Raw genomic sequence first — 21,721 nt, forward strand, 5'->3', positions numbered from 1 at the left:
ATGTAAAGACAGGTAAGCGGAAGTATGCGGGGCTTATTTAACCGATAAGAGTGTCAGGCGGAACACAGCGGCGCGGGACGCAACAGCGCCGATCCGGCGAGCAGAATCTCTGACTGCTGCTGGATCGGAACCGTATGAAGGGAAAGGGTTATTCAGAAGATGACGTGGCGTTTGCTGACCAGCCGCCACCCAGCGCACGATAGAGATCAATCTGCGCCAGCAGCAGATTATTTTTCACCGTCACCAGATTTAGCTGAGTTGTAAACAGGGTACGCTGGGCATCCAGCTCATCAAGATAGGAGGCGTAACCGTTCTGATAGCGGTTACTGGCGATGCGCAAGGCTTCAGCTACATAGTTCTCCTGCTTTTGCAGCTCTTCCAGTTGTGCCTCACCCTGCCGGATCGCATCCATCGCATCGTTCACTTCTGAGAAGGCGTTACGCACCACTTTCTCATAGCCATAGAGCGCCTGGTTACGGGTGGCCATTGAGACATCCACTTCTGCGGTCAGCGCTTCACGGTTGAGCAACGGCGCCAGAATACTGCCGCCGACGCTCCACAGGCGGAACGGATTATCAGCCAGCTGATGCAGCACCGAACTCTGTAACGTGCCGGTCGCAGTCAGGTTGAGATTGGGCAGCAGCTGCGCTTTGGCCGAAGCCAGACTGGCATCGGCGGCCAGCAGCTGGCGCTGCGCCTGAACGATATCCGGTCGGCGATTGAGCAACTGGGACGGCAGCAACGACGGTAACTGCTGCGGCGATATTTGATCGAACTGCTGTCGGCGAGCAATTTCGCGTGGATTCATCGCCACCAGGATACTCAGCGCATTCTCCTGCTGGGTAATCTGATGCTTAAGCTGCGGTATCTGTGCTTTGGCTGACTGGTACTCCGAGGCCGCCTGCATCCACTCCAGCCGTGAGGTGTAGCCGGTTTCAAACTGGCGCTTCGCAAGGGTCAGCGAATTATTGCGGGTGATCAGCGTCGCTTCGGTAACGCGCAACTGCTCATCGAGAGCACATAAGTTGAGATAACCCGAGGCCACCGAGCTGGCAATGGTCAGCTCCGCCGCCGAGGCTGCAGCCTGTTGCGCCGCCAGCGAGGCTTGCGCAGCGTCAATCGAACTGCTGCGCGCGCCCCACAAATCGACATCGTAATTCGCCTGCAGCAGGCCCTGAAAAACGTCGGTTTCATAAGGCTGGCCGGTAACCGAGGAGAGCGTACGTTCACGGGTTGCCGCCACGCCGGCGCTCAGAGTCGGAAAATTATCGCCCTGCGCCGCACGCAGCTGAGCGCGATACTGATCCACCCGTGAACGCGCGGTGAGAATATCGGGATTATTGCGCAACGCCTGCGTCACCAGCCGGTTGAGATGCGCATCGCCAAAGGCGCGCCACCAGCCTGCTTCTGGCGGAGCAGCCGGCCCGACCCGATCGCGCCAGGCAGGCGGAATCGGCAGTGACGACGGTGCTTTTTCAACCTGGGTCGCGCAACCGGCCAGCGTCAGTGTCAGTGCGCCAATCAGTAAACGGCGGACGATCATGGTGCGCCCTCACCTGCCGGCTGTGCGGCGGTATCGATGCTCACTTCCACCGACATGCCGGGTCGCAGTTGCTGCATATCCTGCTCGTCGATGCGGATACGAACCGGAATACGCTGAGCAATTTTGACGAAGTTACCGGTGGCGTTGTCAGGCGAAATGGCGCTGAATTCCGACCCGGCAGCTGGCGAGATAAATTCAACCTGACCGGTAAAGCGTTTGCCATCCAGCGCATCGACCCGGATGGTCACTGGCAGACCGGGCCGGATCCGCGCCAGCTGCGTCTCTTTCAGGTTGGCGATGATCCACTTGTGGTTAGGTACCACCGAGGTCAGCCGCGTTCCGGCCGTGACATAAGCGCCGGTTCGCACCGACAGCTGGCCGAGCTGACCATCATCCGGCGCGATAATCCGGGTGTTGGCCAGATCGATCTCCGCCAGTTCCAGTGCCGCCTGCGCACTGGCGACGTCTCCTTCCAGCGACGCACGGTTGACGATTACCGTTTGCAGATTTTGCTCTGCGACCGCGATCTGAGCCGCAGCCTGACGGACCTGCGCCTGCGCCTGTGCGTTAGCCGCGCGGGCGGCATCCCGTTCGCGCACCGACAGCGAGCCGTCAGCGGTCAGGTTCTCTACGCGTTTCAGGTCAAAGCCGCTTTTCAGCGCCTGTGCTTTGGCGTTTTCCAGCACCGCTTTATTACTTTCAATCGTCGCCTGGGCACTGCGTCGCTGTTGCAGGTTATTGCTGAGCGCCGCCTGCTTCATCGCCAGTTGTGCCTGGGCCTGATGCACTCGCTGACGATAGATACGATCGTCGATGGTCATCAGCAGCTGACCCTTTTTTACCGGTTGCAGATCGATGACTTCAACCGAGGTCAGATAGCCGCTGACCTGCGGACTGATAAAGGTCACCTGGCCGCGGACATAGGCATTTTCAGTAGTTTGCACTGCGCTGGTAAAGGGCCAGAGTTGCCAGGCGTAGAGAATGACTAATACGCCAATCACCACAATGCCGCTGCCGGCGGCAATAGAAAGAATACGGCGGCGGTTCGCACGGTCGCGTTCGGCTGCCTGAAGTTCGTCCTGCTGACTCATTGTTTCTCCGTGTTTTCCTGTAATGCGGCCAGCTGATGCTGCTCACGCAGGTTAAATTGCGCCTGGCGCCAGTCGAGATAACGCCGACGCGTTAATCGCCAGATCACCCACATCAGGGTGATCAATGCCAGCGCCGCCGTTAACAGATAGGTGTCGTTATAGGCCAGTACGTTGGCCTGTAATGTCGCGACAGTTTGCAGCTGGCTGCTGCTTTGCGCGCCGAGCAGAATGTTATCGCCGACCAGGCTATTGAACAGCGCATTGTACTGGCTGAGACGTTCGTTGACGTTGGGGTCAAGCAGCGAGAGTTGATCGCTGAGCAGGCTGGAGTGATATTTTTCCCGCCAGGTCTGAAAAGTCCCGAGGATCGCCGAACCAATCAGTCCGCCAAGGTTCTGGCTCATGCCAAACAGCACCACAAAACTCACCAGATTTTTCGGCTGGGTGACCACGCTGCCAATCCCCATCAGCATCGCTGGCGCCATAAAGAAGGCGCTGCTGAAGCCCAGCAGAAACTGGCTGAAGTACATATTGTTGGCGCGGGTCAGCGGACTGGAGTGCGCATCCATCAGCGACGCGATAATCATCACCACCAGTGAGGTGACGATTGGCCAGTTGAGGTGGTTAGGCTTGATGGTGAGCGCACTGGCGGCGATACCGACAATCACGCCGGCAATAATCGCCAGCGCCAGCCCGCGCATCTGATCGTTCTGTAAGCCAATCTGCTGTAAAAAACCGACCGCGCCGGTGTTCTGTTCCGCCAGTACGATGCGGATCATGATCATCACAATCCCCAGCCGGACCATCATGCCGCTGCTGAGCCAGCGGGTATTGATCAACGGATTGCGCCGGTTGTGCTCAATCACAATCGCGGTCACGATCAGCGTTAATGCGATGGCGGTGCAGATGCCGAGCCACGGCGTAGTAAACCACCACTCAATCCGCCCCAATGACAGCACGCCGCACAGCAGCGCCATGCCCGGAGCCAGCAGCATAAAGGTGACGAAATCCATTTTTTCAAAGGTCTTGATGCGGTCGCCGGGCGGCAACTTGACCAGCAGTACCCCGCCCAGCGCAATCATCGCCAGGCCAAGCTCAAACAGATAGAGACCGCGCCACTCGTTAAGCTGCAGCAGTTCCGAAGAGAACAGACGCGCCAGCGGAATCGCCAGTTGCGACACCGTCAGCCCAATCACCAGCGCTTTCAGACGATGCTTCGCCGGCCATGCCTGCACCTGGTAGTAGATACCCAGCGAGCTGAGCGCTGCCGCTACCATGCCGTGCGCGGTACGCACGATGATCGCCGAACTGAGGTCGTTGGCGAACAGATGAAAGAACGCCACCAGCACATACAGCACCAGAAACGCTTCGGTGAAGGCACGCAGGCCAAACTGCTGACGAAATTTCACCAGCAGCAGGTTGATGGAGATATTACCCATCACGTAGACCGCCGGCAGCCAGGCAATCTCATTCGAATAGGCGCCGAAGGTGCCCTGCAGATTGATCAGATTGGCGGTAACCAGCGCGTTACTCAGCGCCCCGGTCAGCGAGATCAGCAGGCCGATCAGACCAAACGCCACCCGCTTCGGCAGCGGATGCAGCGGGGTCGAGGGTGACCCAGGCAGCATCGGTTTTTCATGCGGTAACCACTCGCGCGCGGCATAGGGATTGCGCTTCGCCACCTTTACATGCTTCCCATTCGCGTCAGTAGTTGCTGTAACACTCGCTCGGTCACGGCCAGGTCCTGCGGATCGATGTCCGCCAGCATTTCACTACGCAGCGCGTCGGCCTGGTTTTTTACCTTAGCGAACGCCTGGTTGCCCTTTTCAGTCAGCACCAGATGGCGTTTTCGCCGATCTTCCGGCGGCTGGACCCGCGACAGCAGCGATTGTTTGACCAGCCGATCGACCAGCGGCACCATGCTGGCATCTTCCAGTCCCAGCAGCTGCGCCAACTCGGTCTGGGTCATTCTTTCAGGTTCACTGGCAATCAGGCCAATCGCCATCCAGCTGCTCATGCTCAGACCGCTATCTTTCAGATGGCGATCGACGGCCAGGCGCCAGGCGTGCGCGGTCAGATGCAGGAGATGGGTAAATGTACGAGTATGCGATAACAAATGTTAGCAACCTAATTGTTAGACTTCTAATTAAATGAAGGCGTTATTATACGCAAAGCCAAACGCGATTGGAAAGCGCCCGATCTGTTAAAAATTAGTGGATCGCGGCAGAATGTCCAGAGGCCGCAACCGGGAGTCGAACACCATGATAACAGCTGCGAAAAACTGGGTGGATTTGCGCCGTGATGCTGCCAGCGGTATTGAGTCGCTGCGCGCCCATTTTACCGGACACGCTTACGATCCGCACTGGCACGACAGTTACCTGATTGGTGTAACTGAGCAAGGTGTACAGCAGTTTCATTCGCGACGCAAACAGCATCAAAGCCGACCCGGTACGGTGTTTATGCTGGAACCGGAAGAATTACATGATGGCGACGCGATCAATGAGCAGGGCTTCACCTACCGCATGCTCTATCTTTCACCCCAGCAGATTGAGCTGCATCTCGCTCCGCTGCTGGCGGAGGGACCAGAGCAGCGTGAGTTAGGCTTCGCGGATACGCTGCGCGACGACCGGCCGCTGGCTTATGCGGTCTGGCACGCCTTCGACGCGTTGTGGCACGATCATCCGGCATTAATCAAAGACGCGGCACTCGACCGACTGTTTGGCCAGCTGACGCAACACCAGTTGTGGCGCGCGTCCGGGCCGGTATACCCGGATGCCCGGCTGGCGCTGCAGGCGCGGGACTGGCTGATTGCTCATCATGCTGAAAATCCGGGTTTACAGCAGATGGCGCTGAGTCTGAAACTGGATCGCTTTCGTCTGTCGCGGCTGTTCCAGGCCCACTGGGGATTGCCGCCTCACGCCTGGCTGGTGCAGTGGCGACTGAGTCAGGCCCGGCGGCGACTGGCTCAGGGCCAGCCGGTGGCCGATGTCGCCGCCGCGCTGGGTTTTGCCGATCAGAGCCATCTCGGCCGCTGGTTTAAGCGCGCCTGCCAGCTCAGTCCGGCACGTTATCAGCGTGCCTGCACAAATCTTCCAGACCCGGCCTGATCCGCCTGCCACAATGCGCTTTTTAGTCAGGAGAAGCGCAATGCAGGACTTACGTTGTGTCATGATTTTGAATGCCAGTTTGCCGCCGGGCAAAGCAACCAATGCCGCTGCCGTTATGGCGTTAACCCTCGGCCAGCGTCATCCGGCGCTGGTCGGCGAGGCGCTGGAAGATGCCAGTGCCCATCCCTGCCCCGGCCTGATCCCGGTCGGTATCCCGGTACTGGCGGCTACCACCGATCAGCTCAGCCTGCTGCGGGAAAACGCCGAACAGGCTGGCTGCGATATGGTGCTGTTTCCGGAAGAGGGCCAGTCCACCACCGACTATCAGGCGCTGAGTGACGCGATGCGGCAGAAGCCACGTCAGGAGTGGCGTTTGCTGGGCATGGCGGTGGTCGGTGAGAAAAAAGCCCTGCGCAAGCTGACCGCCAGACTCGCACTTTTCAGTTAAGGTTAACGCGGGAAGTTGTCGCACGCTTTCCGCATCATTTAAGTCAACTTTCCAGGCTGTACACATTTTCTGTACAATTTTGTTCTCAGAATATTCCTTATAAGCCCCTGTTAATGCTCAAATAGCACATTTTGCTTAGGAATCCGATTGTACAGATTGGACTTCATTGTATAACTTTATCCCCACGAGTTGTTTTGCGACTCTGTAACGAATGATGCACTTGCGTCGCCTCTGAAGGTGTCAGTGGATTTCCACCTTCAGAGGTTATTTTTTTATCCGTTTATTTATGACGTTGGGTTCCTTCGCATCTGTCCATGCGGAGGTTTTTTTAATGTCTTTTTGTCCTGACATCCGAAAGGGAATCGGGCTGTTTTGAAGGGCTTACACATGCAAAATCAGAATAGGGTTCCCAGAACCGATCAGGAAATTGCCGACTACTTTAATGCTGCCGCCAATAAACCGGCCAGTGATATGGAGATGCTCGGCTTAGTGGTCGCGGAGATCCTGCAGTCCGGCATGCCGGTCAGTAATAAGGCGATTATTTCTAAACTGATTCATCGTCTGGAACTGGAAAGCAACCGGGAGTCGCTGGAAATCTATCGGCAGCTGCTTGAGCTGGTCGTCCACAAAACCCCGGATGATTTCTCGTTATAATCCCGACTCCATGGAGGGAGTCACCCCGCCTTTTTCTGGTATCTTCGCCCTGCGCCCGGTAACATCTGCCCTCACTTTTATCCCGACTTTCTCGCCCTTCGTGCGGGAGCAAAACAAAAAAGAGCCTGCAATCCTTTATGACTCAATCGAATGATGTCGCTGCAACGCCGGTTGTGGCGAGTGATATTAGTGTCGGACGCGTATTACGCTCTCCGGCGCTGCTGACCCGCGAATGCCTGGCCGGGGTGATTACCGCGCTGGCGCTGATCCCCGAAGTGATCTCTTTTTCGGTTATTGCCGGCGTTGATCCTAAAGTCAGCCTGATTGCCTCGGTGGTGCTCTGTCTGACGCTGTCGATTCTCGGTGGCCGTCCGGCAATGGTGACCGCTGCCGCCGGTTCAGTGGCGCTGGTGATCGGTCCGATGGTGCATCTGCATGGCGTTAACTACATTTTGCCCGCGGTGGTGATGGGCGGCGTGATTCAGATCCTGTTTGGTCTGGCCGGGCTGGCACGCATGATGCGCTACATTCCACGCTCGGTGATGCTGGGATTTGTGAATGCGCTGGGCGTGCTGATTTTCTTTGCTCAGGTTCCGCACGTCTGGGGACAATCATCGCTGGTGTGGATCTTCTTTGCCGTGACGCTGGCGATTGTGCTGCTATTGCCGCGGCTGGTGAAAAGCGTTCCCTCACCGCTGGTGGCGATTGTGGTGGTAACCGGCGTTGCCCTGCTGATGGGCTATCGCATGCCGAATGTTGGCGACGAAGGCCCGATGAGCCCTGGCCTGCCCGGCTTTAACAGCCTGATGGTGCCGCTGAATCTGCAGACGCTGCAGATTATCTGGCCGACCGCGCTCAGTATCGCCTTTGTCGGGCTAATGGAGTCGCTGCTGACCGCCAAACTGGTGGATGACCTGACGGATACGCCGTCCAGCAAACGTCGGGAATCCTGGGGACTGGGCGTGGCAAACATTTTTGCCGGTTTTTATGGTGGTATCGCCGGTTGCGCGATGATCGGCCAGACCATCGTTAACGTCGAGCTCGGCCGGGCGCGTAGTCGGGTTTCTACCGTGGCTGCCGGACTGGTGCTGCTGCTATTGGTTACCGGTCTGAGCCAGATTATGGCGCAAATCCCGATGGTGGTTCTGGCAGGGATCATGATGGTAGTGGCGGTGAAAACCGTCAACTGGCACAGCCTGCAACCGGCTACGCTGAAGCGCATGCCGTGGTCTGAAACGCTGATTATGGTGCTGACCGTGGTGGTGACCGTGTGGACGGGTAACCTGGCGCTGGGGGTGCTGGCCGGCGTGATTGTCGCCATGATGCTGTTTGCCCGCCGCATTGCCCACGTCATTCACGCCGAGCGTCAGCTGAGCGAGGATGGCGAATCGGTACGTTATACGGTGCGCGGGCCGCTGTTTTTTGCGAGCAGCAACGATCTGTTTGAACATTTCGATTACGCCCACGATCCGAAAAACGTCATTATCGATTTAACGCATGCGCAGATCTGGGACGCATCAAGTGTGGCGGCGCTGGATGGCATTGAATATCGCTATCAGCGCTATGGCGCGCAGGTGAAGATTGAGGGACTGGATAACCGCAGTACTGATTTTCATCGCCGGTTAACCGGTAATTTCGGCTAACCTTGCGATTTATTCTGGCTGACCGGCGGCCTGCGAAGCTGCCGGTCAGGCTCAGGCCTGTTGCCGGCGCGCTTTGTAGCGGGCCACCATCGTCATTAATGCCTGATAGATCAGACCGGCGTAAAGACTGGTCAGAATCGCCAGCCCTATCTCTTTGCCCTGCTGCTGCCATGACATAAACCACATGAACACGCCCCACAGAACAGAAAACACCAGCCAGCCGCGGACGAACTTCACGATGCCATTCATAACCACTCCTCTATAATGATGCGCTACCTTAGCGGGGTTCAGCACAAAACGCATTGCTGGCACGCCGGAGATGAGAGGCGTTTCAAATAATCGGCCGCAATTTCTGCTCTGGCCGGCACAAGACGGCGTATCAGGTGATTCCACCCGACTTTTCTATACTAAAGGCACCGTTAAACTTTCAGGATACCTTGATGAAACGTTGCGCCTTATTGCTGTCAGCTTTTGCCGTTATCACTACCCTTTCCGCCTGTGCGCCTCAGTCGCCGGGCAGAGATGCGCCGCCGCCGCCGTCACCGCCAGGCGGTCAGCAGCCGGTCGGTGCGCCTGGCGGCAGTGGCCCGGTTGGTCAGCCACAATTCTGAACCTCTAGCCCTGAGTTCAGGATCTCCCGCCCGGATCACGATGCATCTGTCGCCGGGCGGACTAGTGCCGATGGGCGCACCCGCACTCAGACATCTCTCCCGGTCGCTGTTTGCCTAAATGGGAGTGACGACGCTTTAATCCCCCTTCGCCGCCCGTTTCACCTTGTGCTGCACAGGGTCCCAGCAGGCGGTTCAGCGCGTCGTTAATTGCCCGCTCGATATTGACTGACCAGCTGGTCAGATGCCAGGTTGAGGATTGTGCTTCATCAAGATCACCGAACCCGACTACCGCTACGTGCGCGCCCTGACCAAAATCCCGGATTGCCTGCATCGCACCAAACGCCAGCAGATCAGATTCACAGAACAGCGCCTGGATGCGCTCGGCGGCGCGGGTCTGTTTCAGATAATCGGTCATCGCCTGCCAGCCCTGTTCACGATCGTTGCCGCCCGCCACCAGATCGACGCAGATCGCTTGATCTGCCGCCATCAGGCTGGCGCTGTAGCCTTGTTTCTGTGGCGATGACCCTGCCTGGCTCTGCAGATAACCCAGCCGCTGATGACCTTCTGCCAGCAGCAGTCGCCCGATCGCTTCGCCCGCCTGCCTGGCACCCTTCTGCATTACCTGCTCTGCATCAAGCTGCAGCACCGGCAGCGAGGCCTTGGTCAGGATGCTTGCAGGCGGTGAGTCACTGAACGCACCCGGCAACAGCAGTAAACCACACAGCCCGAGCGGGGCCGCCTGAGTCAGCTGTGCTGCGAGCGCCTGTTCAGTAGCGGCATTCAACAGGAGCATCAACACGCCACGCGCGTTGAGCTGGTGCGTCAGTTGATGGAGGATTTTCTGCTGCCAGGAATTCAGTAACGGGCTGGAGATTACGCCAATCATCGGCGGAAATGCGGTATCAGGCTGCTGGTCAGTGGAAAGCGTCATTATAAAGGGTCCCGACTTCTTTTGCGGCTAAGAATGGATAACCTTACCATACGGTAAATGAATAACTTTCAACAGGTTACAAAGGCCGACTCAGGCCGCAAAATTGAGTGAAAAGCGATGTAACAGAAGTCTGCCATTGTATCAGTGGTGGGTAGGCACTCAGTAGCAGGATGGGTATAAGTACCTGTGCGGCTGACCTGCACGTTGATGATGATTTCTGCAGCGGGGTTAAAACCATAAGTCGACTATTAAGGCTTTTACATTCCACCACAACGAGCAGCCATTAAGCGTTTTTTAAACATATCGCCCTGCGCGGCGTAACAGACACACGAATATCCGTAAACGGGTAAGCCGATACAGCAGGAAATTGTTCTGTCAACATAAAGCGGAATAGCGTGGCCAGCCGACGGGTTAATATAATAATTTCAAATATCGGCTCATCTCTAAACTGATTAACTATTCAGCCGGATTATTTCCAGCAGGCTAACCCCGGCTACGGTTATTTTTATCATCAGGCAGATAGCAGCACGACCGGGCAGCAGGAGTTGAACCTGCATCGGCAATCCCCGAAGAATTGCAATAATACCGTTATACTATGCCCATGTTTCCCCGCCCGACACCTCACCCTGCCTCGCGTAACCCTTTGCCACAGCGCGCTGCCCGTTGCCTTGCTTAACCAGCATTCAGGCTGCCTGCCCGGCGTAATCGACCGCCTTCCCCTTCGAAGATCTGCCCGTCACCTGGCGGGATATTTTAGCCTGGGTACTGCAGTATTAACGGCGGATTAAAGTAAGGGTAGTGCCGGCTAATAAGGCTGCAAGCGCAAGCGGTGAATATTTGATAAAACAGCGGAAACCATAAAAATAGGTTGCTAATGCTTTTAATCACGCATTCTTCAGCTAGCCTTAAAAGCCAGACTGTCAGGGGAAACGCTTCCGGCGTTCAGCAGACTGAAATAAGCGAAGAGGTAATGACTATGCCCTCAGGACAATTTTATATTCTTGATCATCCGGATCTGACATTCACCGCCAGTTACCATATCGATACGGTGAATGAAAAGCCCTTTAAATCACGCATCGTGCTTGAGATCCAGAAACAGCTGCAACCTACCGAGGCATTTGATGCTGTCAGTATCGGCCAACAGGTGACCTTTGTCTCATCCAGCGGTGAAGCGCAGCGAATGTATCTGATCAGTAACGCTGACGACCAGCTGGTTTTCAGCTCGCGCGCCTGAGGCCGGAATTTGCAGAGAAAGGGGGAAGGATAATCGAGCACGAGGGCACGGTCTGTCTAACCGTCGTCTTCGCCACCCTGCAGAAACAAAAAAACCACCTTTTGAGGTGGCTTAGGACATTGCTTACTGCTTGTTTTTATTCGGTTTCAATATGGTGCCCGGGGCGGGACTTGAACCCGCACAGCCTTACAGCCGAGGGATTTTAAATCCCTTGTGTCTACCGATTTCACCACCCGGGCAGGGTGTAACTGGAGGCGCGTCCCGGAGTCGAACCGAGGTACACGGATTTGCAATCCGCTGCATAGCCACTCTGCCAACGCGCCTTAAACTGATGTGCCGCCAGGTTAACCTGACCTGCGAATCTGGAGCGGGAAACGAGACTCGAACTCGCGACCCCGACCTTGGCAAGGTCGTGCTCTACCAACTGAGCTATTCCCGCATTTCAGCAACTGCATCGAACTTGCTGATTTTATTTATCTTCTGGCAGGCTGGCTGCCGTTCGATGCGATGCATTCTACTGACCTGACGCAGTGAGTCAATAAAATTATCCTCACTGTGTGTCTGTTTGCTGCTTTTTAAATCGCATCGATCACGGTTCGAGCAGATCGCCGCGCGCCGCGCTTAAATACTGAAACATTGACCAGAAAGTCAGCACCGCAGCAATGTATAACGCCACCACGCCAATTCCGACTACCGTGCTGTCAGGACGCCACAGCAGGGCAAACAGCGACAGCATCTGGGCGGTGGTTTTCACTTTGCCAATCCATGAAACCGACACGCTGCTGCGTTTACCAATCTCAGCCATCCACTCACGCAACGCAGAGATGATAATCTCACGGGCAATCATGGTGGCGGCGGGCAGCGTAATCCACCAGGCATGGAAATATTCTGCCACCAGCACCAGCGCCATCGCGACCATCACTTTATCGGCCACCGGGTCAAGAAATGCCCCGAAGCGGGTGGTCTGTTTCCAGCGGCGCGCCAGAAAGCCGTCAAACCAGTCGGTGACGGCAGCGAAAATGAAGATCAGTGCAGTAGCCAGCGGTGCCCAGTGAAACGGCAGATAGAAAGCCAGCACGAAGAACGGGATGAGGACGACTCGGAACAGGGTGAGACACGTCGGGATGTTAAATTGCATATGCCGGTAACTGTCTGGAATGGGTAGAATTTAACGTATGTTCCTACATTGCCCCCCCCGTTTCAATGCTAGTGTTTCAACGAGTAGTATATTTTTTCTGCCAGGGCGTGTGAGATACCCGGTACATTGGCGATCTCCTCCACTGATGCATTCATCAGCGGTTGCAGGCCCCCCATGTACTTAAGCAGTTGCTGACGCCGTTTCGGCCCCACTCCTTCGATGCTTTCCAGTGCGCTGGTGTTCTTTACTTTAGCGCGTTTTTTACGGTGGCCCGAGATTGCATGATTGTGAGCATCGTCACGAATATGCTGAATTACATGCAGCGCCGGGGCATCCGGCGGCAGAGAAACGCCCTCGCCTTCCGCTTCAAAGAACAGTGTTTCCAGTCCCGCTTTACGATCGCTGCCTTTGGCTACGCCCAGTAAAATCGGTCGGGATTTATCCCACGGCACATCCAGCTCGGCGAATACCTGTTTCGCCTGGGCAAGCTGTCCTTTGCCGCCATCGATCAGGATCACGTCCGGGATCTTGTCCTCTTCGATCGCTTTACCATAACGACGGCGCAGCACCTGGTTCATCGCGGCATAGTCATCGCCGGGCGTAATACCGCTGATGTTATAGCGGCGGTAGTCGGCACGCAGCGGACCGTTCTGATCGAACACCACGCAGGAGGCGATCGTCTGCTCACCCATGGTGTGGCTGATATCGAAACACTCCATGCGCGTGATCTTATCGAGCTGAAGAAACTCCGCCAGAGCTGCCAGACGCTGATGAATCGTCGAGTGTTGCGATAACCGGGTGGTTAATGCGGTCGCGGCATTGGTTCGCGCCAGCTTCAGATAACGGGCGCGATCGCCGCGCGGTTTGCTCTGAATCGAGACCCGACGACCAGCCAGCTCGCTCAGCGAGTCGGCCAGCAATTCGCGTTCTGGCAAGGTAAAGTCGAGCAGGATGTCGCCCGGCAAGGTGCGCGCTTCACTGCCCTGCAGGTAGAACTGTCCGACAAAGGTTTGCACCACTTCGGCCAGATCGGTATCCGCCGGCACTTTCGGGAAGTAGCTGCGGCTGCCTAACACTTTACCCTGACGAATAAACAGCACGTGCAGACAGGCCATACCCGCCTCGTAAGCCACGCCCATCACATCCAGGTCATCGCCCTGATTGGAGACAAACTGTTTCTCAGTGACCCGCCGCACCGCCTGAATCTGATCGCGCAGGCGGGCCGCTTCTTCAAATCGAAGTCCGACGCTCGCCTCCTCCATCCGCTTCACCAGCAGATTGAGGACCTGATCATCTTTGCCCGCCAGGAACAGGCGCACATAATCGGTTTGCTGGGCGTACTCCTCTTCACTCACCAGTCCGGCCACGCACGGCCCCAGACAACGACCAATCTGGTATTGCAGACAGGGACGTGATCGGTTGCGGTAAACGCTGTTTTCGCACTGACGGATCGGGAAGACTTTTTGCAGCAGTCCGAGGGTTTCGCGTACCGCATAGCCGTTGGGGAACGGCCCAAAGTATTCCCCTTTCGCGTGTTTAGCACCACGGTGCATCGCCAGTCGCGGATGGGTGTCAGCGCTCAGGAAGATGTAGGGATAGGATTTATCATCGCGCAGCAATACGTTGTAGCGCGGCTGATACAGCTTGATGTAGTTATGCTCAAGCAGCAGCGCTTCGGTTTCGGTGTGGGTTACGGTGACGTCGATGTGCTGGATATTGCTTACCAGCGCTTCGGTCTTGCGGCTGCCGACCTGAGTGCGAAAATAGCTGGTCAAACGCTTTTTCAGATCTTTGGCTTTGCCAACATAGATGACGGTGCCTGAGGCGTCATACATGCGGTAGACGCCGGGCTTACTGGTCACCGTACTCAGAAAGGCTTTGGAATTAAAAACGTCACTCACTACTGATTAACGGCTCCGCATTATAGAGGCCATGTCGAATGGCCAGATGCGTTAACTCTACGTCACCGCTGATGTTCAGCTTACTGAACATACGATAACGGTAGCTGTTAACGGTTTTAGGACTGAGATTCAACTGCTCGGAAATTTCCGTCACCTTTTGTCCTTTGGTGATCATCAGCATAATCTGCAATTCCCTTTCCGACAAACAGCTGAAAGGTGATTCGGCTTTCTGCGGCTCAATCTGGCTCAGCGCCATCTGCTGCGCAATGTCCGAGGCGATGTAGCGTTGTCCGGCGTTAACCGAACGAATCGCGTTAATCACTTCCTGCGGCGCTGCCCCTTTACTGAGGTAGCCAGCGGCACCGGCCTGCATCACTTTGGCCGGTAATGGATTCTCGGTATGGATTGTCAGCATGATGATTTTGATGTCGGGATTGTAGCGCACGATCTTGCGTGTCGCCTCAAGCCCGCCAATGCCTGGCATGTTCATATCCATCAAAATCACATCGACCTGATTGGCACGACACCATTTGGCCGCGTCCTCACCACAGTTAACTTCTCCGACTACCACCAGACCTTTGACATCCTCCAGGATGCGGCGGATACCAGCACGGACCAGTTCATGGTCATCAACAAGAAGCACACTGATCAACGGGAAGACTCCAGAGGCTAAAAAGAGGAAGCAATTAACGATTTCAGGCGGTAATCATACCCGTTTTTACCTCAAAAGCACATCAACAAAGTAAAACTGTAGCGGCGATACCTGATTGAAAACCGATGATCACGCTTATCTTAGCGGCGTTAAAACCGCCACCTGTCCCACTTGAAAAATAAAATTAAAAAAGTTATTTTTCATTTACTTAAACAGAATTCGATGCGGGATTTATGTGGGTGTGCAACACCGTCAGGAACATCGTTAAGCGCTATGATAACTTTCCGCGATTGATTAGCCCTGCTGGATTGATAACCTTTTCGGCCAGAAGCGAACCGGCCCGATCAGCAACTTAATCGCCCTGTGGTATACTCACGCACTGCTGTACGGACGAGATTGCCGACACGTTGTTATTCACCAAGGAGAAAATCATGAGCGATGAAGACTTTGCAACTTCGCAGGAAGCGCGCAAATTAGCGGATGAAATAGCGGGTCTGAAAATGATGATCACGCTGATTCTGAAAGGCATGGGTCAGGCGGATGCCGGAAAAGTCATTATCAATATGGAACGCTACGTGCAGACGCTGGGCGATAAGCCGCAGGCGGAAGTGTTCAGCAACACCATTAAGCAGATCAAAGCGGCCTACCGCCAGTAAACGTTTTGCCCCCGGTTGCGGGGGCAAATTAGTTAGCTGTGTGACTGCCAGTTAACTGACACACCCAGCGACGGCAGTACTTCTTCCGGACTGAAACGCCGGGTGCCGCGATACTTCTCCGCCAGCGCAGGCTGCACCACCGGAATGCGAATCGCGAACAGATTATCTTCCGACAGGATCAAGCCCGGCGTCAGCGGCTCATACACCACCCGATGCTGCTCAAACATCTTCTCCAGCATCGGTGTGGCTGAACTGATGATGTACTCCATGCCATTCAGCTCTGCCAGCTGCACCGCGTGCCAGAGAATGTTCAGTGGCAACTCAGGATCCACCTCCAGCCGGGCCGAGAAGCGCGACATCTCCCACACCTTTTCATGGCTGAAGGGCAACACAATGCCTTCACTCTGTTCCGGTTCGAACCACGGCATAAGCCGGGCGCAGCCGCTGATCCCTTCCCGCGCATTCCAGGCAATCAGCCAGGTCACGTCTGAGCGATCGAAGCGATCGTATTCCTGTCCCGGCGTGCTAAGACGTGGCGGAATAGACCAGCCTTCGCCGCGCGCAAATACGCTATACCGGTAGCTGCCAAGTTCGGCAAGCAAAGAGGATGGCATATCCTTTAATTGCGTTTGAACTATTTTCATCATGCGCCTCTGACATCCCCATGTTTGCAATGATTTCTTTGCGCCAGCCTGGCAAAGCCCCGGCGCAGGGTAGACAACTGACCTGGACGAGGGAACTACTAAAATTGGTAGTTGCTTTTCGTCTAAATCAGCCCGACTGCTGCTGCATAACAGGCAATCTGGGTTTTATTGGAAACATTGAAACGCTTTTGCATATTTTTTTGGTGAAAGTTAACGGTATGTTCAGAGATGGATAAAATAAGTGAAATTTCCACCGCAGTTTTTCCCTCTGCAGTCCATTTCAAAATTTCCAGCTCGCGCTGACTAAACTCTTTTTTTAGTACCATCATTGCATCATCGCTAAAGCGTTCCAGCGTATCTAAGCTTAGCTCCGCTAAAAAGTGTAGTTTGACTTCCAGCTCAATGCGGCGCTGCTGAATAGGAAGCGGCTGTTGCGATGATATAGATAATATACCAATGACGCGATTTGGTGCCATTGCAGAGCAAGAAAAACCGCTACGCAGGCCGTGCTCTGCCGCCTCCTGCCACAGGTTACCGGCCTCGGTAAACAGTTCACGCGTCCAGACCATTCCCCGGCCGGGCCGCTGGCACTGTTCCAGCACCGGATCGACCGCGTAATAATTGTTCGCTTCATAATGCTTAACCCATTGCGTGGGATAACTGCTGTGTAAATGAATGCGCGGTCGGGTGAAAGGCACCGGATGCTGAATCAGGAAGGCAAAATAGTCGAAGCCTAATGATTCAGTAAAGCAGTGCAATAACGTCTTCAGCTCAGAAGAACAAGTTAATGCCCGAAATTTTTCTTCTGCGTCACCCCGCCAGGCGAAATAATCCCCGCTACTCATATTGCCTCGGCATTATTTTTACGCATTTGCGCATTATTATTCATTTTGGTTATTCAGATAAAAAATAAATTATCAGGAGTAAATTAATTTATTGTACAAACCGGCATCGCCACAATAAAGATGGCATTTAATTCTCTGAACCTCAGGCTCCCCACAACCGCCTTTCAACGTCAATATGAGGCCGTCCGGTGTAACTTTCAATCATCAGTGGAGAATAAGATTTTTCCGATGGAATTTCAATCATTGTGTTTCATTCGATTTTTTCAGCAGCGTTGCAAAAGTCTCAGTCCAGATAAAAAGTTATTTCCTGAGCGCCAGTAATTTATGGTTAAACAGCAGGTTAAATAGGTGCTGAATAAGCGAAGCGGTAAAGGTTGATGTTCAACATATTTTTCATCAGGAAATAAGCATGCATTTCACTCTTGTAATCCTGAGACTACGCTTAATCTGCGGTCACCGTGACTAACCGCTTAAGATTCGGGACGAAAACAGCCGTCAGACGCGCGTTTCAACACGACATGGATTAACCCGCCACGGGAGCATACGATGCTAAATCAGTGGGCTTTACTCTTTCTGGTGTCCGGCGTTTGCACCGCACTGATGATTACCAAGGATATTTTCCTTTACCGTCAGCCGGGCAGACTGATGAACCTGATCTGGCCACTCACCGGGCTTTATCTGCCGTTTATCGGCTGGCTGGCCTGGTGGTATCTCGGCCGGATTCCCCGACATCAGTTAAAAGCAGCGTTACTGATTTCGCCCAAATCGTCCCGCTATCGTGGCTGGCAAGCGCTATTTATCGCCACCGCCATCTCAGCCGCCGCCTGTATTTTAGCTGAGGCGCTAACCTTACCAATTATCACGCTGCTGAACTATCTGAAAATACCGCTGTTGATCTGGCAACAGGCAGCAATTTCGCTGTTACTCTCTTTCCTGTTACTGCTGCTTTTTCAATTTTTCTCCCTGCCTCAACATGAAAAAAAATCATTCTGGCAGCGCTTGTCGCTGGCATTTAAACGCAGCGCCTTTCCGCTGCTGATCTGTCAGGCCGGCATTTTTTTCTTTATGGCGCTGGCCCTGAAATTTGTGCTGCATCAGCAGATCAATCCGTCGCGGACGCTCTTCTGGTTTATGCTGCAACTCGCGATGATGACTGGATTTGTTTTTTCGTGGCCAGCAAATCATTTCATAATCAAACGCGGTATTAATCCTGTTTTATGATTTATCGACAATACCCCGCGCCGCGCATGCCCAGATGAAAATGGGTGGTATGGGCGGCGTTATAGTCGGGTCCCAGCGCATTGCCAAACACCTGGCAACCGCCACGCCACAGCGTATGCAGCATTGCGGCTTTGTCCGTAGGCTGCTGCCAGTGCTGGCTGACAGTAAGCCGCTGGCCATTGGCCAGCTGAAAGCCGGTCACATCCCAGGCATCAGCCGTCGCATGTTCGCTCAATCGCCCTTCGGTCCGATGATAAATATTGCGACAGGCATAACTGCCGACGTGGCTAATCCGCACCAGCGGGCTCTGCATCTGCTGCAGGGTTTGTTCACGGCTGCGTAAGGCGTACATGGTGCTGGCAACCGCCATTGGGCAGCTGGCAAGGAAACTGCTGCTCAGGCTGACCGGGCCAAATTTCTGGATACGCAACGGATCGGCAAGGGGACAGTTGCCCCGTAGCGGCGGTCTTTCGCTGAAGCTGACCCAGCCCGCCTGCTGCGCGCGCCGCATCACCGCCAGACAGGCGGCAGGATCGCCGGCCAGCCGTTTCATTTTGAGTTGCGTCATCCAGCCCGGCGGGTCGGTCACCGACAGCGGAATAAAGGGATTAAATTGCGGCGGCAGATGCTGTTTTAGCCAGGGTAAACTGACCCATCCCAGCGCAATCAACAGCAAAAACAGAATAAGCGTGCGCATAGTCCCTCTCGCAGCATGATGAATAACCAACAAAAAGTGTAGAAGTACAATCCCCGTCACGCCCTGAACCTGACACAACGTGATGAAAAATTACCCAGCCTGCCGCAGGATTAACCTGCGTAACGCTTTGCTGCCACCTGATTGAGCGGCAATGGTCACAATTGATAAAAAACCGTTACCGGCTTTAGGGTGACTTCCACTATCTTATGCCGGCTTGCCTTCGGGCGACGCCATTCAGTAACAGCCAGCAGAGCTGACACAACATCAAGAAAGGAAAGACAATTCCATGGTTGATCAATCTAAAGACGCGCCACTCGCGCAGGAAGGCCCGGATAAACTGCGGCGCAACCTGCATAATCGCCATATTCAACTTATCGCCATCGGTGGTGCTATCGGTACCGGCCTGTTCATGGGTTCCGGTAAAACCATTAGCCTGGCGGGACCCTCGATCATTTTTGTTTATATGATCATCGGCTTTATGCTGTTCTTCGTGATGCGGGCAATGGGCGAGCTGCTGCTGTCCAATCTTGAGTACAAATCATTCAGCGATTTTGCGGCTGACCTGCTTGGCCCCTGGGCGGGCTATTTTACCGGCTGGACCTACTGGTTCTGTTGGGTGGTGACCGGCATTGCTGATGTGGTTGCCATCAGCGCGTACTTCCAGCTCTGGTTTCCCGGCTTCTCGATCTGGATGAGCGCCCTGCTGTGCGTGGTGGTTTTCCTGACGCTCAACATTGCGACCGTCAAACTGTTTGGTGAGATGGAGTTCTGGTTCGCGATCATCAAAATCGTGGCGATTGTGGCGCTGATCATTACCGGCATTGTGCTGGTATCGATGCATTATCCCTCACCCGGCGGCGGCACCGCCTCGCTGAGTAATATCTGGGATCACGGTGGGCTGTTTCCAAAAGGGCTGAGCGGCTTCTTTGCCGGCTTCCAGATTGCGGTGTTTGCCTTTGTCGGCATTGAACTGGTCGGCACCGCCGCGGCAGAAACGCACGATCCACATAAAGTACTGCCGCGCGCGATTAACGCCATTCCGCTGCGGGTTATTATGTTTTACGTGCTGGCGCTGATGGTGATCATGGCGGTGACGCCCTGGACCCAGGTGATGGCCGACCGTAGCCCGTTCGTTGAAATGTTTGTGCTGATTGGCCTGCCCGCTGCGGCCAGTATCGTCAACTTCGTGGTCCTGACCTCGGCAGCCTCCTCCGCTAACAGCGGTATTTTCTCGACCAGCCGTATGCTGTATGGCCTGTCGCAGCAGGGCGTGGCCAGCCGTGCCTTTGGCCGCCTGTCAGCGCGCGCGGTCCCGACCACCGGCCTGCTTTTCTCCTGCCTGTGTCTGCTGGCTGGCGTAGCGTTGATTTATCTGATCCCGGACGTGATGACGGTATTCACCCTGGTGACCACCGTTTCCGCCATTCTGTTCATGTTCGTCTGGACCATCATCCTGTGCAGCTACCTGGCCTACCGTAAAAAGTACCCGCAGCGTCATGCCCAGTCCGGCTTTAAAATGCCAATGGGCAAGTTCATGTGCTGGGTTTGCATGGCGTTCTTCGCTTTCGTGCTGGTGTTGTTGACCCTGCAGGAAGATACGCGCCAGGCCCTGATGGTGACACCGCTGTGGTTTGCGCTGCTGACGATGGGCTGGCTGGTGCGCCGCCGCCGTCAACCACGCTAACCGCCTGCTGGCAATAAAAAACCCGGTCACTGACCGGGCTTTTTTATAGCCGCTGAGACAGTGTCGAGAACACCGCCTGCAAAGTAGGCCGCTCCGACGGCAGCCGCTGTGGCTGTGGATCGGGCTGTTGTGGGCTACCGAGGTTAAAGGTAAAGGTGAAATCATCGCCTTCCCCCATCCGCAGATCGGCAATGGTAATCTGCCCGTTGCGTTCCGCCATCGCATAAAAACCGTGGCTGAACCACGCGACCCGCTCGGCATACCCGTTTCCACGCAGCGCATCAAACAGTTCAGGATGACGGGGTCGCCATACCACCTGCAGCGGACGCCGTGGCGACAGCAGTGACCAGTAAACCTCACCGTAGCGGTCCGGTGTCATCACCACGCTGCGCCACACCAGGCTGTTGAAGGCGGTCGGGGTCACCAGCACCTTATCGGTTGGGATCCCCTGCCGGACCAGCGCCTGCTTGATCTGCCCTGCCGCCACGCCCTGAATCGCCACGCTCCACAGCAGGTAGAGCGTACTCAGGGTCAGGCCAATCCGGTTCCAGCGTAGCCCGCGCTCACTGCGCCGCCACAGCGCCAGCGCCACGCCAATCAGCAGCGGCAGCGTATAAAGCGGATCGACGATGTAAATACTGCCAATCGCATAGGGATGATCGGTCAGCGGCAGGCCAAGCTGGGTGCCATACACCGTCATTAAATCGAGCAGCGGATGGGTAATCAGCGCCAGCCAGATGGCGGGCCACCATGCCGGCCATCTCACCCGGTGGCGGAACAGTCCGGCCACCAGCCAGGCGATCAGCGGCGATATCATCGTGAGATAGAGCAGCGCATGACTTTCGGTACGATGCAGCGTCATATTGCGTATCGCATCGCCATGATCGATAAACACATCAAGATCGGGCAGGGTGCCGCAGACGGCACCGACCACTGCAGCCTGCCAGACCGGCACCCGTCGTCCCATTACCGCCACGCTGACCGCGGCACCCAGCACCAACTGCGAAACAGAATCCATGGT

General features: G+C 55.3%; 22 protein-coding genes and 3 tRNA genes. 9 read left to right on the forward strand and 16 right to left on the reverse strand.

Annotation, left to right across the window (positions count from 1 at the left end; genetic code table 11):
• Nucleotides 1–148: 148 nt before the first annotated feature.
• From ABIB18_RS01105 to ABIB18_RS01120, 4 genes are read right to left on the reverse strand one after another with little or no spacing between them, the layout of a single operon-like run.
• Nucleotides 149–1,543 (reverse strand): efflux transporter outer membrane subunit, encoded by a 1,395-nt coding sequence (locus tag ABIB18_RS01105; protein ID WP_316552252.1) that lies wholly within the window; start codon nt 1,541–1,543, stop codon nt 149–151.
• The gene (locus ABIB18_RS01110) at nt 1,540–2,634 is read right to left on the reverse strand and encodes an HlyD family secretion protein (protein WP_069728144.1); all 1,095 of its coding nucleotides are present in this window, start codon (nt 2,632–2,634) and stop codon (nt 1,540–1,542) included. Before ABIB18_RS01110 ends, ABIB18_RS01105 begins: the two co-directional genes overlap by 4 nt.
• The gene (locus ABIB18_RS01115) at nt 2,631–4,316 is read right to left on the reverse strand and encodes an MFS transporter (protein ID WP_031377681.1); all 1,686 of its coding nucleotides are present in this window, start codon (nt 4,314–4,316) and stop codon (nt 2,631–2,633) included. Before ABIB18_RS01115 ends, ABIB18_RS01110 begins: the two co-directional genes overlap by 4 nt.
• A 2-nt stretch (nt 4,317–4,318) precedes the next feature.
• The gene (locus tag ABIB18_RS01120) at nt 4,319–4,750 is read right to left on the reverse strand and encodes a MarR family winged helix-turn-helix transcriptional regulator (protein ID WP_089561065.1); all 432 of its coding nucleotides are present in this window, start codon (nt 4,748–4,750) and stop codon (nt 4,319–4,321) included.
• Between the two features lie 145 nt (nt 4,751–4,895).
• On the opposite strand from ABIB18_RS01120, the gene ABIB18_RS01125 reads away from it, so the two are divergent.
• The 4 genes from ABIB18_RS01125 (at nt 4,896) to ABIB18_RS01140 (ending at nt 8,486) form a co-directional block, all read left to right on the forward strand.
• On the forward strand, nt 4,896–5,741 hold the full coding sequence (locus ABIB18_RS01125) for an AraC family transcriptional regulator (RefSeq protein WP_354473520.1): 846 nt from the start codon (nt 4,896–4,898) through the stop codon (nt 5,739–5,741).
• Nucleotides 5,742–5,781: 40 nt separating this feature from the next.
• The gene (locus ABIB18_RS01130; RefSeq protein WP_031377900.1) at nt 5,782–6,189 is read left to right on the forward strand and encodes a DUF2000 domain-containing protein; all 408 of its coding nucleotides are present in this window, start codon (nt 5,782–5,784) and stop codon (nt 6,187–6,189) included.
• A 387-nt stretch (nt 6,190–6,576) separates the two neighbouring features.
• Nucleotides 6,577–6,843 (forward strand): biofilm/acid-resistance regulator YmgB/AriR, encoded by a 267-nt coding sequence (locus ABIB18_RS01135; RefSeq protein ID WP_031377899.1) that lies wholly within the window; start codon nt 6,577–6,579, stop codon nt 6,841–6,843.
• A gap of 137 nt (nt 6,844–6,980) precedes the next feature.
• Entirely contained in the window at nt 6,981–8,486 is a 1,506-nt protein-coding gene (locus ABIB18_RS01140; protein ID WP_089561067.1) for a SulP family inorganic anion transporter, read from the forward strand.
• Between the two features lie 51 nt (nt 8,487–8,537).
• Here ABIB18_RS01140 and ABIB18_RS01145 read toward each other — a convergent pair whose 3' ends face one another.
• Nucleotides 8,538–8,789: a DUF6404 family protein gene (locus ABIB18_RS01145; protein ID WP_227021872.1), complete on the reverse strand. Its 252-nt coding sequence runs from the start codon at nt 8,787–8,789 to the stop codon at nt 8,538–8,540.
• A gap of 137 nt (nt 8,790–8,926) precedes the next feature.
• Here ABIB18_RS01145 and ABIB18_RS01150 point away from each other — a divergent pair, with 137 nt between their 5' ends.
• Nucleotides 8,927–9,097 carry a hypothetical protein gene (locus ABIB18_RS01150; protein ID WP_354473521.1) on the forward strand — a complete coding sequence of 57 codons (171 nt, stop codon included), beginning with the start codon at nt 8,927–8,929 and terminating at the stop codon, nt 9,095–9,097.
• Between the two features lie 61 nt (nt 9,098–9,158).
• Here ABIB18_RS01150 and ABIB18_RS01155 read toward each other — a convergent pair whose 3' ends face one another.
• Nucleotides 9,159–10,028: a substrate-binding domain-containing protein gene (locus ABIB18_RS01155; RefSeq protein WP_354473522.1), complete on the reverse strand. Its 870-nt coding sequence runs from the start codon at nt 10,026–10,028 to the stop codon at nt 9,159–9,161.
• 976 nt (nt 10,029–11,004) lie between these two features.
• Between ABIB18_RS01155 and ABIB18_RS01160 the strand changes: the two genes are divergently transcribed.
• Nucleotides 11,005–11,262 carry a hypothetical protein gene (locus ABIB18_RS01160; protein ID WP_031376083.1) on the forward strand — a complete coding sequence of 86 codons (258 nt, stop codon included), beginning with the start codon at nt 11,005–11,007 and terminating at the stop codon, nt 11,260–11,262.
• A gap of 152 nt (nt 11,263–11,414) precedes the next feature.
• On the opposite strand, the gene ABIB18_RS01165 is transcribed toward ABIB18_RS01160, so the two are convergent.
• The 6 genes from ABIB18_RS01165 to uvrY all read right to left on the reverse strand — a co-directional run bounded on the left by ABIB18_RS01165 (nt 11,415) and on the right by uvrY (nt 14,953).
• Nucleotides 11,415–11,501, reverse strand: a tRNA-Leu gene (locus ABIB18_RS01165).
• A 10-nt stretch (nt 11,502–11,511) separates the two neighbouring features.
• Nucleotides 11,512–11,585: transfer RNA gene (locus tag ABIB18_RS01170), tRNA-Cys, on the reverse strand.
• Nucleotides 11,586–11,625: 40 nt separating this feature from the next.
• Nucleotides 11,626–11,701, reverse strand: a tRNA-Gly gene (locus ABIB18_RS01175).
• 150 nt (nt 11,702–11,851) lie between these two features.
• The gene (gene pgsA / locus ABIB18_RS01180; protein ID WP_031376084.1) at nt 11,852–12,400 is read right to left on the reverse strand and encodes a CDP-diacylglycerol--glycerol-3-phosphate 3-phosphatidyltransferase; all 549 of its coding nucleotides are present in this window, start codon (nt 12,398–12,400) and stop codon (nt 11,852–11,854) included.
• Nucleotides 12,401–12,468: 68 nt separating this feature from the next.
• A complete protein-coding gene (gene uvrC / locus ABIB18_RS01185; protein WP_031376085.1) occupies nt 12,469–14,301 on the reverse strand; it encodes an excinuclease ABC subunit UvrC in 1,833 nt (610 codons plus the stop codon).
• Nucleotides 14,294–14,953, reverse strand: coding sequence for a UvrY/SirA/GacA family response regulator transcription factor (gene uvrY / locus ABIB18_RS01190; protein WP_031376086.1), 660 nt, complete (start codon nt 14,951–14,953; stop codon nt 14,294–14,296). The genes uvrC and uvrY overlap by 8 nt, the downstream gene beginning before the upstream one ends.
• Before the next feature lie 431 nt (nt 14,954–15,384).
• Between uvrY and ABIB18_RS01195 the strand changes: the two genes are divergently transcribed.
• The gene (locus tag ABIB18_RS01195) at nt 15,385–15,609 is read left to right on the forward strand and encodes a DUF2594 family protein (protein WP_031376087.1); all 225 of its coding nucleotides are present in this window, start codon (nt 15,385–15,387) and stop codon (nt 15,607–15,609) included.
• A gap of 32 nt (nt 15,610–15,641) precedes the next feature.
• Here the strand turns inward: ABIB18_RS01195 and ABIB18_RS01200 are convergent, their stop codons facing one another.
• The gene (locus ABIB18_RS01200; RefSeq protein ID WP_031376088.1) at nt 15,642–16,253 is read right to left on the reverse strand and encodes an acyl-homoserine-lactone synthase; all 612 of its coding nucleotides are present in this window, start codon (nt 16,251–16,253) and stop codon (nt 15,642–15,644) included.
• 122 nt (nt 16,254–16,375) lie between these two features.
• A complete protein-coding gene (locus ABIB18_RS01205) occupies nt 16,376–17,098 on the reverse strand; it encodes an autoinducer binding domain-containing protein (RefSeq protein ID WP_069728140.1) in 723 nt (240 codons plus the stop codon).
• A 546-nt stretch (nt 17,099–17,644) separates the two neighbouring features.
• Here ABIB18_RS01205 and ABIB18_RS01210 point away from each other — a divergent pair.
• A complete protein-coding gene (locus tag ABIB18_RS01210) occupies nt 17,645–18,319 on the forward strand; it encodes a DUF4396 domain-containing protein (RefSeq protein ID WP_046288405.1) in 675 nt (224 codons plus the stop codon).
• A gap of 1 nt (nt 18,320) precedes the next feature.
• Here the strand turns inward: ABIB18_RS01210 and ABIB18_RS01215 are convergent, their stop codons facing one another.
• Nucleotides 18,321–19,016, reverse strand: coding sequence for an extensin-like domain-containing protein (locus ABIB18_RS01215; RefSeq protein ID WP_069728139.1), 696 nt, complete (start codon nt 19,014–19,016; stop codon nt 18,321–18,323).
• Between the two features lie 286 nt (nt 19,017–19,302).
• Between ABIB18_RS01215 and cycA the strand changes: the two genes are divergently transcribed.
• On the forward strand, nt 19,303–20,700 hold the full coding sequence (gene cycA / locus ABIB18_RS01220) for a D-serine/D-alanine/glycine transporter (RefSeq protein ID WP_069728138.1): 1,398 nt from the start codon (nt 19,303–19,305) through the stop codon (nt 20,698–20,700).
• A 43-nt stretch (nt 20,701–20,743) separates the two neighbouring features.
• Here the strand turns inward: cycA and ABIB18_RS01225 are convergent, their stop codons facing one another.
• Nucleotides 20,744–21,718 (reverse strand): metal-dependent hydrolase, encoded by a 975-nt coding sequence (locus ABIB18_RS01225; protein WP_354473523.1) that lies wholly within the window; start codon nt 21,716–21,718, stop codon nt 20,744–20,746.
• Nucleotides 21,719–21,721: the final 3 nt, after the last annotated feature.

The sequence above is a fragment of the Pantoea sp. UYEF8 genome (assembly GCF_040546285.1).
Lineage (GTDB): Bacteria > Pseudomonadota > Gammaproteobacteria > Enterobacterales > Enterobacteriaceae > Pantoea > Pantoea brenneri.